This is a genomic window from Streptomyces sp. NPDC005808 (assembly GCF_042871385.1).
In the GTDB taxonomy this organism is placed as follows: Bacteria; Actinomycetota; Actinomycetes; order Streptomycetales; family Streptomycetaceae; genus Streptomyces.
In genome coordinates this window covers 151,176-165,597 of record NZ_JBIAIK010000007.1, presented here as the reverse complement: position 1 = coordinate 165,597, position 14,422 = coordinate 151,176, and the positions used below count along the sequence as shown (strand labels likewise).

Annotated in this window: 12 protein-coding genes; 7 read left to right on the top strand and 5 right to left on the bottom strand. The window is 69.1% G+C overall.

Features of this window, described 5'->3' with window-relative positions; all coding sequences use genetic code 11:
• Positions 1–41 precede the first annotated feature (41 nt).
• The 6 genes from ACFYPC_RS17775 (at position 42) to pgi (ending at position 6,173) form a co-directional block, all read left to right on the top strand.
• Positions 42–1,253, top strand: coding sequence for a phosphoglycerate kinase (locus tag ACFYPC_RS17775; protein ID WP_388676678.1), 1,212 nt, complete (start codon positions 42–44; stop codon positions 1,251–1,253).
• A 41-nt stretch (positions 1,254–1,294) separates the two neighbouring features.
• On the top strand, positions 1,295–2,050 hold the full coding sequence (tpiA, locus tag ACFYPC_RS17770; RefSeq protein ID WP_388677288.1) for a triose-phosphate isomerase: 756 nt from the start codon (positions 1,295–1,297) through the stop codon (positions 2,048–2,050).
• Between the two features lie 125 nt (positions 2,051–2,175).
• Positions 2,176–2,406, top strand: coding sequence for a preprotein translocase subunit SecG (gene secG, locus ACFYPC_RS17765; protein WP_383682287.1), 231 nt, complete (start codon positions 2,176–2,178; stop codon positions 2,404–2,406).
• Between the two features lie 265 nt (positions 2,407–2,671).
• A complete protein-coding gene (locus ACFYPC_RS17760; protein ID WP_078615979.1) occupies positions 2,672–3,007 on the top strand; it encodes an RNA polymerase-binding protein RbpA in 336 nt (111 codons plus the stop codon).
• Between the two features lie 173 nt (positions 3,008–3,180).
• Complete coding sequence (locus ACFYPC_RS17755; protein ID WP_388676675.1) at positions 3,181–4,449, top strand: MFS transporter; 1,269 nt, start codon at positions 3,181–3,183, stop codon at positions 4,447–4,449.
• Positions 4,450–4,520: 71 nt separating this feature from the next.
• Positions 4,521–6,173: a glucose-6-phosphate isomerase gene (pgi, locus tag ACFYPC_RS17750; protein ID WP_388676672.1), complete on the top strand. Its 1,653-nt coding sequence runs from the start codon at positions 4,521–4,523 to the stop codon at positions 6,171–6,173.
• Positions 6,174–6,333: 160 nt separating this feature from the next.
• Here the strand turns inward: pgi and pgl are convergent, their stop codons facing one another.
• From pgl to tkt, 5 genes are read right to left on the bottom strand one after another with little or no spacing between them, the layout of a single operon-like run.
• Positions 6,334–7,116: a 6-phosphogluconolactonase gene (gene pgl, locus ACFYPC_RS17745; RefSeq protein ID WP_388676670.1), complete on the bottom strand. Its 783-nt coding sequence runs from the start codon at positions 7,114–7,116 to the stop codon at positions 6,334–6,336.
• Positions 7,113–8,192 carry a glucose-6-phosphate dehydrogenase assembly protein OpcA gene (gene opcA / locus ACFYPC_RS17740; protein ID WP_388676667.1) on the bottom strand — a complete coding sequence of 360 codons (1,080 nt, stop codon included), beginning with the start codon at positions 8,190–8,192 and terminating at the stop codon, positions 7,113–7,115. Before opcA ends, pgl begins: the two co-directional genes overlap by 4 nt.
• Positions 8,189–9,712, bottom strand: a complete 1,524-nt coding sequence (zwf, locus tag ACFYPC_RS17735; protein WP_388676664.1) for a glucose-6-phosphate dehydrogenase — start codon at positions 9,710–9,712, stop codon at positions 8,189–8,191. The genes opcA and zwf overlap by 4 nt, the downstream gene beginning before the upstream one ends.
• Before the next feature lie 4 nt (positions 9,713–9,716).
• The gene (tal, locus tag ACFYPC_RS17730) at positions 9,717–10,835 is read right to left on the bottom strand and encodes a transaldolase (RefSeq protein WP_388676661.1); all 1,119 of its coding nucleotides are present in this window, start codon (positions 10,833–10,835) and stop codon (positions 9,717–9,719) included.
• A 34-nt stretch (positions 10,836–10,869) separates the two neighbouring features.
• Entirely contained in the window at positions 10,870–12,957 is a 2,088-nt protein-coding gene (gene tkt, locus ACFYPC_RS17725) for a transketolase (protein WP_388676658.1), read from the bottom strand.
• A gap of 363 nt (positions 12,958–13,320) precedes the next feature.
• Here tkt and ACFYPC_RS17720 point away from each other — a divergent pair, with 363 nt between their 5' ends.
• The gene (locus ACFYPC_RS17720; protein ID WP_388676656.1) at positions 13,321–14,289 is read left to right on the top strand and encodes a heme o synthase; all 969 of its coding nucleotides are present in this window, start codon (positions 13,321–13,323) and stop codon (positions 14,287–14,289) included.
• Positions 14,290–14,422 lie beyond the last annotated feature (133 nt).

Here is a 14,422-nt window from a genome sequence, read left to right as displayed (position 1 = left end):
CAGCCCTCTCCGATCCGAAGAGCCCCCTAGGAGCCCCTTTCATGAAGACGATCGACGAACTTCTCGCCGAAGGCGTGGACGGCAAGCGGGTCTTCGTCCGCGCCGACCTGAACGTTCCGCTGGCCGACGGCCTCATCACCGACGACGGCCGCATCCGCGCCGTCCTGCCGACCGTCAAGGCCCTCGCGGACGCGGGCGCCAAGGTGGTCGTCGCCTCGCACCTGGGCCGCCCCAAGGGCGCCCCGGACCCGGCGTTCTCCCTGCTGCAGCCCGCCGAACGGCTCGCCGAACTCCTCGGCGCCGCGGTCGCGTTCGCCCAGGACACGGTCGGCCCCGCCGCGCACGACGCGGTGAACGGCCTGCAGCCCGGCCAGGTCGCGGTCATCGAGAACCTGCGCTTCAACCCGGGCGAGACCTCCAAGGACGACGTCGAGCGCGGCGAGTTCGCCGACCAGCTCGCGGCCCTGGCGGACGTCTACGTGGGCGACGGTTTCGGTGCGGTGCACCGTAAGCACGCCTCCGTGTACGACCTCCCGGCACGCCTTCCGCACTACGCGGGGTACCTCATCGCCACCGAGGTCGGCGTCCTGAAGAAGCTCACCGAGGACGTCAAGCGCCCCTACGTGGTCGCGCTCGGCGGCTCGAAGGTCTCCGACAAGCTCGCCGTCATCGACCAGCTGCTCGGCAAGGCCGACCGCATCCTCATCGGCGGCGGAATGGCCTTCACCTTCCTCAAGGCCAAGGGCTACGAGATCGGCGCCTCCCTGGTCCAGGACGACCAGCTGCCCGCCGTCACCGAGTACGTCGAGCGCGCCGAGAAGAACGGCGTCGAACTGATCGTCCCCGTCGACGTCGTGGTCGCGGCCGGGTTCCCCGACCTGAAGACCAAGGCCCCGTCCAACCCCACCATCGTCGCCGCGGACGCCATCCCGGCCGACCAGATGGGTCTCGACATCGGTCCCGAGACCGGTGCCCTGTACGCCTCGAAGCTCGCCGACGCCGCCACTGTTTTCTGGAACGGTCCCATGGGCGTCTTCGAGCACCCCGACTACGCCGAGGGCACCAAGACGGTTGCCCAGGCCCTTCTCGACTCCCCGGCCTTCACGGTCGTCGGCGGTGGCGACTCCGCCGCGGCCGTCCGCATCCTGGGCTTCGACGAGACGGCATTCGGCCACATTTCGACCGGCGGCGGCGCCTCCCTCGAATACCTCGAGGGCAAGACGCTCCCCGGCCTCGCCGCACTGGAGGACTGACCTACATGGCTCCATCTATTTCCTCTGGGCGCACGCCGCTGATGGCGGGCAACTGGAAGATGAACCTCAACCACCTCGAGGCCATCGCCCACGTCCAGAAGCTCGCTTTCGCCCTGGCCGACAAGGACTACGAGGCCTGTGAGGTCGCCGTCCTGCCGCCCTTCACCGACCTGCGCTCCGTGCAGACCCTCGTCGACGGCGACAAACTCAAGATCAAGTACGGCGCCCAGGACATCTCGGCGCACGACTCCGGTGCCTACACCGGCGAGATCTCCGGCTCGATACTGGCCAAGCTGAAGTGCACGTACGTGGCGATCGGCCACTCCGAGCGCCGCCAGTACCACCACGAGACCGACGAGCTCGTCAACGCCAAGGTGAAGGCCGCCTTCAAGCACGGCCTCACCCCGATCCTGTGCGTCGGCGAGGAGCTGGACGTCCGCGAGGCGGGCAATCACGTCACACACACGCTCAGCCAGGTCGAGGGCGGTCTCAAGGACCTCCCCGCCGAGCAGGCCGAGACGATCGTGATCGCGTACGAGCCCGTCTGGGCCATCGGCACCGGCAAGGTCTGCGGCGCCGACGACGCCCAGGAGGTCTGCGCGGCGATCCGCGGCAAGCTCGCCGAGCTGTACTCGCAGGAAGTGGCCGACGCCGTCCGTATCCAGTACGGCGGCTCGGTGAAGTCCGGGAACGTCGCGGAGATCATGGCGAAGCCCGACATCGACGGCGCGCTGGTCGGCGGTGCCTCCCTGGACGCCGACGAGTTCGTCAAGATCGTCCGTTTCCGGGAGCAGTGAGCCGCGTACTCGCGGCCGCGAGTATGCGGTAGCGACGATCCGTCGTACCCTTGCGGGGGCCAGGTGGGCAGCCACCCGGCCCCCGTCGTCCGTCCAGATCCGAGGAAGTTGGTCCAGCCGTGGTTTTGGGGTTCTCGATCGCCCTGATCGTCTTCAGTGGCCTGTTGATGCTGCTGGTGCTGATGCACAAGGGCAAGGGCGGCGGCCTCTCCGACATGTTCGGTGGCGGCATGCAGTCGTCCGTCGGTGGCTCCTCGGTCGCCGAGCGCAACCTCGACCGCATCACCGTGGTGGTCGGTCTGCTCTGGTTCGCGTGCATTGTCACGCTCGGCATCCTGATGAAGGTCAACAACTGACCGACATGAAGGTCAACAACTGACCGACGGCCGACATCGGCCGGCGCACATCGGTACAACTGCACATTACGCACGCACTTTGCGCACGTAAGGCCCCATGTTCGGTACGCGACGGAAATCGCGACCTATCATGGGGCTTGCGTCTAGGGGCGGGGGTGTAACTCCAGTCACTGGACGCGCGTTGGGCCTTACGTAGACTGAGGCGCTCGCAGCGAAGCGTCACGCCGACTCGCTTCGCGGCACCATTACGCAGGGAGTTACGACCGTGGCAAGTGGCAACGCGATCCGAGGAAGCCGGGTCGGGGCGGGGCCGATGGGCGAGGCCGAGCGTGGCGAGTCCGCGCCGCGGCTGCGCATCTCCTTCTGGTGCTCCAACGGGCACGAGACGGTGCCCAGCTTCGCCAGCGACGCGCAGGTTCCCGAGACCTGGGACTGCCCGCGCTGCGGCTTTCCCGCCGGACAGGACCGGGACAACCCGCCGGACCCGCCGCGCACCGAGCCGTACAAGACGCACCTCGCGTATGTACGGGAGCGGCGCAGCGACGCGGACGGCGAGGCGATCCTGGCCGAGGCGCTCGCCAAACTGCGGGGCGAGATCTAGGGGTTGAGAACCGGCCGGGTGCCTTCGGGTGCCTGGCCGGAGCTGTATCACGCGCAGGGTCCGACGAGACGCACCTGCGGCTCGCTCGTCATGCCCCGAGACCGATCGTCAGCGGATCGATTGTCAGTGGTGCCCTCTACGGTTCCTGAAGTGGCGGAACCGAAGGGGGCGTTGTGACGGCGACAGAGTCGGCGGGAGTACGGGCGCCCGCGTGGCGCGGGGGATTCGGGCGGCTGTGGACCGCGGCTGTGGTGTCGCGGTTCGGCGATGCGCTGCGGACCGCCGCGCTGCCGTTGCTCGCCGTGCACCTCACCGACGATCCCTTCGTCATCGCCTCCGTCACAGCCTGCGGTTATCTGCCCTGGCTCCTCTTCGGCCTGCTGGGCGGGGCGATCGCCGACCGGGTCGATCAGCGGCGGGCGATGTGGGCCGTGGACGCCGTACGGGGCACGCTGGTCGCCTGCTTCGCCCTCGCCGTCGGGCTGGGGCACGCCTCGATCGTCCTGCTGATCGCACTCGCCTTCACCCTGACCACCCTCCAGACGCTCTTCGACAACGCCTCCACGGCCCTGTTGCCGTCCCTGGTGGCCCGCGCCGAGCTGGGCAGCGCCAACGCCCGGCTGATGACCGGGCAGCAGCTCGCCGGCGGTCTGCTGGCCAGTCCACTCGTGCCACTCCTGCTGGTGGCCGGCGCCGCGATGCCCTTCGCGGCCGACGCGGTCACCTATCTGCTGGCGGCCGCGCTGGTGGCCTCCCTGCGGATACGGCTGCCCGAGCGGGAGCCGCGTCCGGCCGGGAGCACCCTGCGTGCCGAGACAGCCGCAGGGCTGCGCGCCCTGTGGGACGACCGGGTACTGCGGACGATGTGCGTGGCCACCCTCCTGTGCAACATCGGCATGGGCGCGCTGATCGCCACCCTCGTCCTGCACGTGACGGGCTGGCTGCACGCGGGAAACGCGCAGTACGCGGCCGTGATGACCGCCTTCTCCGTCGGCAGCCTGGCCGGAGGAGCGCTGGCCCCCTGGCTGGCGCGCCGGGCAGGCCGGGTCGGCAGCCTGCTCCTGGGCGGATGCGTCCAGACCGCGGCGCTGCTGCTCATGGGCACCGTCCGCCACCTGGGCGCCGTCGTCGTGGGCATGGCACTGCTCGGAGCGATGAACCTGGTGTGGAACGTCAACCAGGTCACGCTCATGCAGCAGCGCAGCCCCGACTCCATGGTGGGTCGCATCAGCTCCGCGTTCCGTACGGCCTCGACATCGGGAGCGCCGGTCGGTGCCCTGCTGGGAGGCGCCGTGGCGGGCGCGTACGGGCTGAACGGGCCGGCGCTGTTCGCGGCCGCGCTGTTCGCTCTCGCCGTCATTTCGCTGATACCCGGGTGTCTGCCGGACGTATCTGTTGTTGAGCCGGACGACGGTGCTACGACAGCTCACGTCAAGCCCTGATCAATTAGGTTGGGACCGGCAGCGGGGCAAGGTACGCAGCAGCACAGGCAGGAAGAAGGCGGAAGTCCGAGATGAACGCAGAAAGCCGTTCCAGGCTCAACCAGACGCCCGAGTGGACCGCGCTGGCCGAGCACCGCGAGGAGCTCGCGGAGACCCACCTGCGCGATCTTTTCGCCGCAGATCCCGGGCGCGGTGGCGGATACACCCTTGAGGTCGGCGATCTGCACGTCGACTACTCCAAGCACCTGGTCACCGACGAGACGCTGAGGCTGCTGCGCGAGCTGGCCGCGGCGACCGACGTCTTCGGGCTGCGGGACGCCATGTTCCGTGGCGAGAAGATCAACACGACCGAGGACCGGGCGGTGCTGCACACCGCCCTGCGTGCCCCGCGCGACGCGGTCATCGAGGTCGACGGCGAGAACGTCGTACCGGCGGTGCACGCCGTGCTCGACAAGATGGCCGGCTTCGCGGAGCGCGTCCGCTCCGGCGAGTGGACCGGCCACACCGGCAAGCGCATCAAGAACATCGTGAACATCGGTATCGGCGGCTCCGACCTCGGCCCGGCGATGGCGTACGAGGTGCTGCGCTCCTTCACCGACCGCGGCCTCACGGTCCGCTTCGTGTCGAACGTGGACGGCGCCGACCTGCACGAGGCCGTACGGGACCTGGACCCGGCCGAGACGCTGTTCATCATCGCCTCGAAGACGTTCACCACGATCGAGACGATCACCAACGCGACCTCGGCGAGGAACTGGCTGCTGACCGAGCTGAAGGCCGGTCAGGAAGCCGTCGCCAAGCACTTCGTGGCGCTGTCGACCAACGCGGAGAAGGTGTCGGACTTCGGCATCGACACGGCCAACATGTTCGAGTTCTGGGACTGGGTCGGCGGGCGGTACTCGTTCGACTCGGCGATCGGTCTCTCGCTGATGATCGCCATCGGGCCCGACCAGTTCCGGTCGATGCTCGACGGGTTCAGGCTCGTGGACGAACACTTCCGCACCGCACCCGCCGAGTCCAACGTGCCTTTGCTGCTCGGCCTGTTGGGCATCTGGTACGGCAACTTCCACGACGCCCAGTCGCACGCGGTGCTGCCGTACTCGCACTACCTGTCCAAGTTCACCGCCTACTTGCAGCAGCTGGACATGGAGTCCAACGGCAAGTCCGTGGACCGGGACGGACTTCCCGTGGAGTGGGAGACGGGCCCTGTCGTATGGGGCACGCCCGGCACCAACGGGCAGCACGCGTACTACCAGCTCATCCACCAGGGCACGAAGCTGATCCCGGCCGACTTCATCGGCTTCGCCGAGCCCGTCGCCGACCTGCTGCCCGGTCTGGTCGCGCAGCACGACCTGCTGATGGCGAACTTCTTCGCGCAGACGCAGGCGCTGGCTTTCGGCAAGACGCCGGACGAGGTGCGGGCGGAGGGGGTGCCCGAGGAGTTGGTGCCGCACAAGACGTTTCTGGGGAACCATCCGACGACGACGATCCTCGCGCGTGAGCTGACGCCTTCGGTGCTGGGGCAGTTGATCGCCCTCTACGAACACAAGGTGTTCGTCCAGGGTGCCGTCTGGAACATCGATTCCTTCGACCAGTGGGGGGTCGAGCTCGGCAAGGTGCTCGCCAAGCGGGTGGAGCCGGCGCTGACCGAGGGGGCCGACGTGCCGGGGCTCGACGCGTCGACGACGGCACTGGTGGCCAAGTACCGGGAGCTGCGGGGGCGTTAGCCGGGTGGGCGGTGGGTTTGTTCGCCCCCTCCGCCCCTGCCCGTCCCGTTTCTGGAGGCTGCCGCCCCCAGACCCCCGCTTCGGCCTGAACGGCCTCGTCCTCAAACGCCGGACGGGCTGGAAATCTCCAGCCCGTCCGGCGTTTTGTGGAGTCGGACCCCTACGCCGAAGCCGGCGGATACAGCGACCGTGGCAGCTGGGAAGCCGCTGCCGCGTCCAGGAGCCACAGGGTGCGGGAGCGGCCCCGGGCGCCGGCCGCCGGGGCCTGTACCTCGCCCGCGCCGGACAGGGCGATCGCCGCAGCCTCGGCCTTGTCCTCGCCCGCTGCGAGCAGCCACACCTCGCGTGCGGAGCGGATCGCGGGGAGTGTGAGGGAGATCCGGGTCGGCGGAGGCTTCGGGGCGCCGTGGACGCCGACCACGGTCCGTTCGGTCTCCCGTACCGCCGGCAGCTCGGGGAAGAGTGAGGCCACGTGGGTGTCGGGTCCGACACCCAGCATCAGCACGTCGAAGGTCGGGACCGAGCCGTGGTTCTCAGGGCCGGCCGCCTTCGCGAGAGCTGCCGCGTACGCCTCCGCCGCGGCCTCCACGTCCGAGCCGTACGGGCCGTCCGAGGCGGGCATCGGATGCACCCGGGCGGGATCCAGTGGCACGGAGTCCAGGAGCGCGGCACGGGCCTGCGTGTCATTGCGTTCCGGGTCACCCTCGGGCAGGAACCGCTCGTCGCCCCACCACAGATCGAGGCGGGCCCAGTCGACGGCGTCCCGGGCGGGGGCCGAACTCAGCGCCGCCAGGAGCCCGTTGCCATTGCGGCCGCCCGTGAGCACGATCGAGGCGGAGCCGCGAGAGGCCTGCGCGTCCACGATCTTCGTGATCAGCCGGGCCGCTGCGGCCTCGGCCATCAGTTCCTTGTCGCGGTGGACGACCAGTTGGGGAGTGCTCACTTGGCGGCCGTCCCCTTGGCCGGCGGCATCTGCGCCGGAGTCGGGCGGTTGCCGGCCGCTGCCGCGGCGGAGGGCGTCCTCGAAGCCGAGTCGGCCACGGCGGACGCCGGAGTCCGGGTGGGCAGCGCAGACTTGTCCGTCGTCGACGGAGCGCCTCCCAGCCGGTCCACCCCGAACCGCAGTGCCGACGCGTATGTGTCGTCCGGATCGAGGCGGCGCAGTTCCTCCGCCATCAGCTCGGAGGTCTCGCGGCGCTTGAGCGCCACCACGCGGTCCGGCTGGCCCTCCAGCGTCAGGGTGGCCATCGCTCCGTCCGGCCGCTGCAGCGCGACAGGACCACCGGTCGTCTCCAGGCGCACATGGGTCAGCCCGGGGCCGGCGGAGACACCGCGCCGCACGTGTACGTGCAGTCGGTCGGCGAGCCACATGGCGAGCAGTTCGACACTCGGGTTGAACTCCTCGCCCGTCACCTCCGCGGAGATGACCTCGCAGTCCACCTGGTCGAGGGCGGCGGCCAGCATGGAGCGCCAGGGCGTGATGCGGGCCCATGCCAGGTCGGTGTCGCCCGGTTCGTAGTTCTCGGCGCGGGTGCGCAGTTCGTCGACGGGCTTCACCGCGGAGTAACTGTCGGTGACCCGGCGCTGGCCAAGGGCCCCCAGCGGGTCCTTCGCCGGGTCGCGCGGGGAGCCCACCGGCCACCAGACCACCACCGGGGCGTCCGGCAGGAGTAGCGGGAGCGCGACGGACTGGGCGTGGTCGGCGACCTCGCCGTAGAGCCGCAGGACGACCGTCTCACCGGTGCCCGCGTCCGCACCGACCCGTACCTCGGCGTCGAGGCGCGACTTGGTGCGGTCGCGCGGCGAGCGGGAGACGCGCTTGACGACCACGAGGGTGCGCGAGGGGTGCTCGCGGGAGGCGTCGTTGGCCGCCCGCAGGGCGTCGTAGGCGTTCTCCTCGTCGGTGACGATGACGAGGGTGAGCACCATGCCGACGGCGGGGGAGCCGATGGCCCGGCGGCCCTGCACGAGCGCCTTGTTGATCTTGCTGGCGGTGGTGTCCGTGAGGTCTATTTTCATGGGCGCCGCCAGCTCCGTCCGTCTCGCTCCAGCATTTCGTCCGCCTCGACGGGGCCCCATGTGCCCGAGGGGTACTGCGCGGGCGTGCCGTGCTTGTCCCAGTACCGCTCGATCGGGTCGAGGATCTTCCAGGACAGCTCGACCTCCTCGGTGCGCGGGAAGAGGTTGGAGTCACCCAGCAGGACGTCCAGGATCAGGCGCTCGTACGCCTCGGGGCTCGACTCCGTGAAGGACTCGCCGTACGCGAAGTCCATCGAGACGTCCCGGATCTCCATGGAGGTGCCGGGGACCTTGGAGCCGAAGCGGACCGTGATGCCCTCGTCGGGCTGGACGCGGATGACGATCGCGTTCTGGCCCAGCTCCTCGGTCGCCGTGTGGTCGAAGGGGGAGTGCGGGGCGCGCTGGAAGACCACCGCGATCTCGGTGACGCGGCGGCCAAGACGCTTGCCGGTGCGGAGGTAGAAGGGGACCCCGGCCCAGCGGCGGTTGTCCACCTCCACCTTGATCGCCGCGTAGGTGTCGGTCTTCGACTTGGGGTCGATGCCGTCTTCCTGGAGGTAGCCGACGGCCTTCTCGCCGCCCTGCCAGCCTTCCGCGTACTGACCGCGGACCGTGTTCCTGCCCAGGTCCTTCGGCAGCTTCACGGCCCCGAGCACCTTGGTCTTCTCGGCGGCGAGCGCGTCCGCGTCGAAGGAGGCGGGCTCCTCCATCGCGGTGAGCGCCATCAGCTGGAGCAGGTGGTTCTGGATGACGTCACGGGCGGCGCCGATGCCGTCGTAGTAGCCGGCCCGGCCGCCGATGCCGATGTCCTCGGCCATCGTGATCTGGATGTGGTCGACATACGACCGGTTCCAGATCGGCTCGAACATCTGGTTGGCGAAGCGGAGCGCCAGGATGTTCTGGACGGTCTCCTTGCCGAGGTAGTGGTCGATACGGAAGACCTGGTCAGGGGCGAAGACGTCCTCGACGGTGGAGTTGAGCTCCTCGGCCGACTTGAGGTCGTGACCGAAGGGCTTCTCGATGACCGCGCGGCGCCAGGAGCCGTTCGGCTGGTCGGCCAGGCGGTGCTTCTTCAGCTGCTTGATGACCACCGGGAAGGCGGACGGCGGCACGGAGAGGTAGAAGGCGAAGTTGCCGCCCGTGCCCTGTGCCTTGTCCAGGTCCTCGATCGTGGAACGCAGCCGCTCGAAGGAGTCGTCGTCGTCGAAGGTGCCCTGCACGAAGCGCATGCCCTGGACGAGCTGCTGCCAGACCTCCTCGCGGAAGGGCGTGCGCGCGTGTTCCTTGACCGCGTCGTGGACCTCCTGCGCGAAGTCCTCGTCGGCCCACTCGCGCCGGGCGAAGCCGACGAGGGAGAAGCCTGGCGGCAACAGACCCCGGTTGGCGAGGTCGTACACCGCGGGCATCAGCTTTTTACGTGACAAATCGCCCGTGACGCCGAAGATGACCAGGCCCGACGGCCCCGCGATACGCGGGAGCCGTCGGTCTGCGGGGTCACGCAGCGGGTTGCTGCTTGACAAGGTTTCAGCCCTCCGAAGGGGCGAGGCGCTGGAGCTCTGCCTCTGTCGACTTGAGCAGGTCGTTCCAGGACGACGCGAACTTCTCGACGCCCTCGTCCTCCAGGAGCTGGACCACGTCGTCGTACGAGATCCCGAGCTTCTCGACGGCGTCGAGTTCGGCGCGGGACTGCTCGTACGTACCGGCGATCGTGTTGCCGGTGATCTGACCGTGGTCCTCGGTGGCCTCGAGCGTGGCCTCCGGCATCGTGTTCACCGTGTTCGGCGCGACCAGCTCGTCGACGTACAGGGTGTCCTTGTACGCCTTGTCCTTGACGCCGGTGGAGGCCCACAGCGGACGCTGCTTGTTGGCCTGCGCCTTGTCGAGGGCGGCCCAGCGGTCGGAGGAGAAGACCTCCTCGTACGCCTCGTACGCGAGCCGAGCGTTGGCCAGGCCCGCCTTGCCGCGCGCGGCCTTGGCCTCCGGGGTGCCCAGGGCGTCCAGCCGCTTGTCGATCTCGGTGTCCACGCGGGACACGAAGAAGGAAGCCACCGAGTGGATCTTGGAGAGGTCGAGGCCGGCGGCCTTGGCCTTCTCCAGGCCCGCGAGGTAGGCGTCCATCACCTCGCGGTAACGCGCGAGCGAGAAGATCAACGTCACGTTGACGCTGATGCCCTTGCCGATGACCTCGGTGATGGCGGGCAGGCCCGCCGGGGTCGCCGGGATCTTGATGAGGGTGTTGGGGCGGTCCACCAGCCAGGCCAGCTGCTTGGCCTCGGCGATGGTCGCCTGCGTGTTGTTGGCCAGCCGCGGGTCGACCTCGATCGAGACCCGCCCGTCCTGGCCCTGCGTCGCGTCGAAGACCGGGTGCAGGATGTCGGCGGCGTCACGGACGTCCGCCGTCGTGATCATGCGGATGGCCTCTTCGACGGTGACCTTGCGGGTGGCGAGCTCGGTGAGCTGCTGCTCGTAGCCGTCGCCGCCGGCGATCGCCTTCTGGAAGATCGACGGGTTGGTGGTGACGCCCACGACGTGCTGCTGGTCGATGAGTTCGGCGAGATTGCCGGACGTGATCCGCTTGCGCGACAGGTCGTCCAGCCAGATCGCGACGCCTTCTTCGGAGAGGCGCTTGAGTGCGTCTGTCATGGAAATTGCATCTCCTACGTGTCGTATATCAGCGTCAGCGCTGAGCTGCGGCGATCGATTCCCGGGCGGCGGATGCGACGTTCTCGGCAGTGAAACCGAATTCGCGGAAGAGCACCTTGCCATCGGCCGAAGCACCGAAGTGCTCCAGCGAAACAATGCGCCCCGCGTCTCCGACGAACCGGTGCCAGGTGAGACCGATACCGGCCTCGACCGAGACCCGCGCCCGCACCGAAGGCGGCAGAACGCTGTCCCGGTACCCCTGGTCCTGCTCGTCGAACCACTCCACGCACGGCATGGACACAACCCGCGTCGGGATGCCCTCGGCCTGGAGCTGCTCACGCGCCTCGACGGCGACGTGCACCTCGGAGCCGGTGCCGATGAGGATGACCTCGGGCGAACCGCCGTCGGCCTCGAAGAGCACGTAACCGCCCTTGGCGGCATCCTCGTTGGGCTCGTACGTCGGCACGCCCTGGCGGGTCAGCGCGAGGCCGTGCGGGGCGCCCTTGCCGAACACCTTGGTGTAGCGCTTGAGGACCTCGCGCCAGGCGATGGTGGTCTCGTTGGCGTCCGCGGGACGGACCACGTTCAGACCGGGGATCGCGCGCAGCGAGGCGAGGTGCTCGACCGGCTGGTGGGTCGGGCCGTCCTCGCCGAGGCCGATCGAGTCGTGCGTCCACACGTACGTCACCGGCGCGTGCATGAGGGCCGAGAGACGGACGGCGTTACGCATGTAGTCGGAGAACACCAGGAAGGTGCCGCCGTAGACACGGGTGTTGCCGTGCAGCGCGATGCCGTTCATCTCGGCGGCCATCGAGTGCTCGCGGATGCCGAAGTGGATCGTGCGGCCGTACGGGTTCGCCTCCGGCAGCGGGTTGTCCGCCGGCAGGAAGGAACTCGTCTTGTCGATGGTCGTGTTGTTCGAGCCGGCCAGGTCGGCGGAGCCGCCCCACAGCTCGGGGATCACCGCACCCAGCGCCTGAAGGACCTTGCCGGACGCGGCGCGCGTGGCGACACCCTTGCCCGCCTCGAACACCGGGAGGTGCGACTGCCAGCCCTCGGGCAGCTCACCCGCGGCGATGCGGTCGAACTCGGCGGCGCGCTCGGGACTGGCGGTACGCCAGGCCGCGAAGCCCTTCTCCCACTCGCCCCTGGCCTCACGGCCGCGGTCCAGGGCCTCGCGGGTGTGCGCGAGGACCTCGTCGGCGACCTCGAAGGTCTTCTCCGGGTCGAAGCCGAGGACGCGCTTGGTGGCCGCGACCTCGTCGTCGCCGAGCGCCGAGCCGTGCGCGGCCTCGGTGTTCTGCGCGTGCGGGGCCGGCCAGGCGATGATCGAGCGCATCGCGATGAACGACGGCTTGTCCGTTACCGCCTTGGCGGCCTCGATCGCGTTGTAGATGGCGTGCGGGTCGAGGTCGCCGTCCGGCTTCGGGGCCACGCGCTGCACATGCCAGCCGTACGCCTCGTACCGCTTCACCGTGTCCTCGGAGACCGCGGTCTCCGTGTCGCCCTCGATCGAGATGTGGTTGTCGTCCCACAGCAGGATCAGGTTGCCGAGCTTCTGGTGACCCGCCATCGAGGACGCCTCGGCGGAGATGCCCTCCTGGAGGCAGCCGTCACCGGCGATCGCGAAGATGAAGTGGTCGAACGGGGATTCACCCTGGGGGGCGTCCGGGTCGAACAGGCCGCGCTCGTAACGGGTGGCCATCGCCATGCCCACCGCGTTGGCGACACCCTGGCCCAGCGGGCCCGTCGTCGTCTCCACGCCGGGGGTGTGCCCGTACTCGGGGTGGCCGGGCGTCCTGCTGCCCCACGTCCTGAAGGCCTTCAGATCGTCCAGCTCCAGGCCGAAACCGGCCAGGTACAGCTGTGTGTAGAGAGTCAGGGACGAGTGGCCCGCGGACAGCACGAAGCGGTCGCGTCCGGTCCAGTCGGGGTCCGCCGGGTCATGCCGCATCACCTTCTGAAAGAGGGTGTACGCGACAGGCGCCAGGCTCATCGCCGTACCGGGATGGCCGTTACCGACCTTCTGTACGGCATCGGCGGCCAGGACGCGGGCGGTGTCCACGGCCCGCTGGTCCAACTCGGTCCACTCGAGGTCTGTGGTGGTCGGCTTGGTGCTCACCCTGGGTCAGGGCTCCTCTCCACATGGTCCACATGTTGAATACCGGCGCGCGTGCGCCCACCGGCCGTTGTCGAGCCTACCCCCGTAGGTACGTGCGTTTTTTCGAGTCATTCCAGACTGCCGGGACTCGCCGGAATCCGCCTCCCGACCGGTCCGTTCCGCATTCGGCAAGTGAATACGGAGCCACTCGTCCGAGTACTCAATCGAACCTCGTCGCGCCCGTCGCGAGTGCCTCGCAGCGTCCCTGGTGCGACGCCTTCCAACACGACCCCACCCCCGCGAATGTCGGGGTATGGGCAACGTCTACAGTGGCGTGGTACGCGCGAGCCTTTACGGGGAGTTCACACCCCGAGGCTTGCTGGGATGTCTCTGTCAGGGGTGTACGTGACGGCCGTCGAATCCCGTCCACCGGGTGTGCTCGGGACGAGCAACAGTCCGACCCACCGGCCGTTCGGGGCCCGTGTCATGGCGTTCGTTGCGCTGACGAAGCCACGGATCATCGAGCTACTGCTGATCACCACGGTCCCGGTGATGTTCCTGGCCCAGCAGGGGGTGCCCGACCTCAAGCTGGTGCTGCTCACCTGCCTCGGCGGGTACCTGTCGGCGGGCGGCGCAAACGCGCTCAACATGTACATCGACCGCGACATCGACGCGCTGATGGACCGCACCTCGCAGCGGCCCCTGGTCACCGGCATGGTCAGCCCGCGCGAATGCCTCGCCTTCGGTCTCTCGCTCGCCCTGGTCTCCACCCTTCTGTTCGGCCTGACGGTCAACTGGCTCTCGGCCTGGCTCGCTCTCGGCGCCCTCCTCTTCTACGTCGTCGTCTACACGATGATCCTCAAGCGCCGTACGTCGCAGAACATCGTCTGGGGCGGCATCGCCGGCTGCATGCCTGTCCTCATCGGCTGGTCGGCGGTGACCGACTCGATGTCCTGGGCCCCGGTCGTCCTCTTCCTGGTGATGTTCTTCTGGACGCCGCCGCACTACTGGCCGCTGTCGATGAAGGTGCGCGCCGACTACGCGCGCGTCGGCGTGCCGATGCTGCCGGTCGTCGCCTCCAACAAGGTGGTCGCCCGCCAGATCGTCCTCTACAGCTGGGTGATGGTCGGCGTCTCGCTGCTGCTCACCCCGCTCGGCTACACCGGCTGGTTCTACACGTCGGTCGCGCTGGTGGCCGGCGGCTGGTGGCTGTGGGAGGCGCACGGGCTGCAGAACCGCGCCAAGGGCGAGGCGACGGGCGGCCAGCTCAAGGAGATGCGGCTGTTCCACTGGTCCATCACCTATGTGTCGCTGCTGTTCGTGGCGGTCGCGGTGGATCCCTTCCTCCGCTGAGCGTTTTCGGTCTCCTCGGCGGGGGGGGGGGGGGGGGGGGGGGGGGGGGCGCGGCGGGCCCGCGCGCCCGCCCCCGGGCCGCCCGGGCTCGCAAGAACCTACTGGCCATCGCCCGAGCCCACCGCGGAAACAA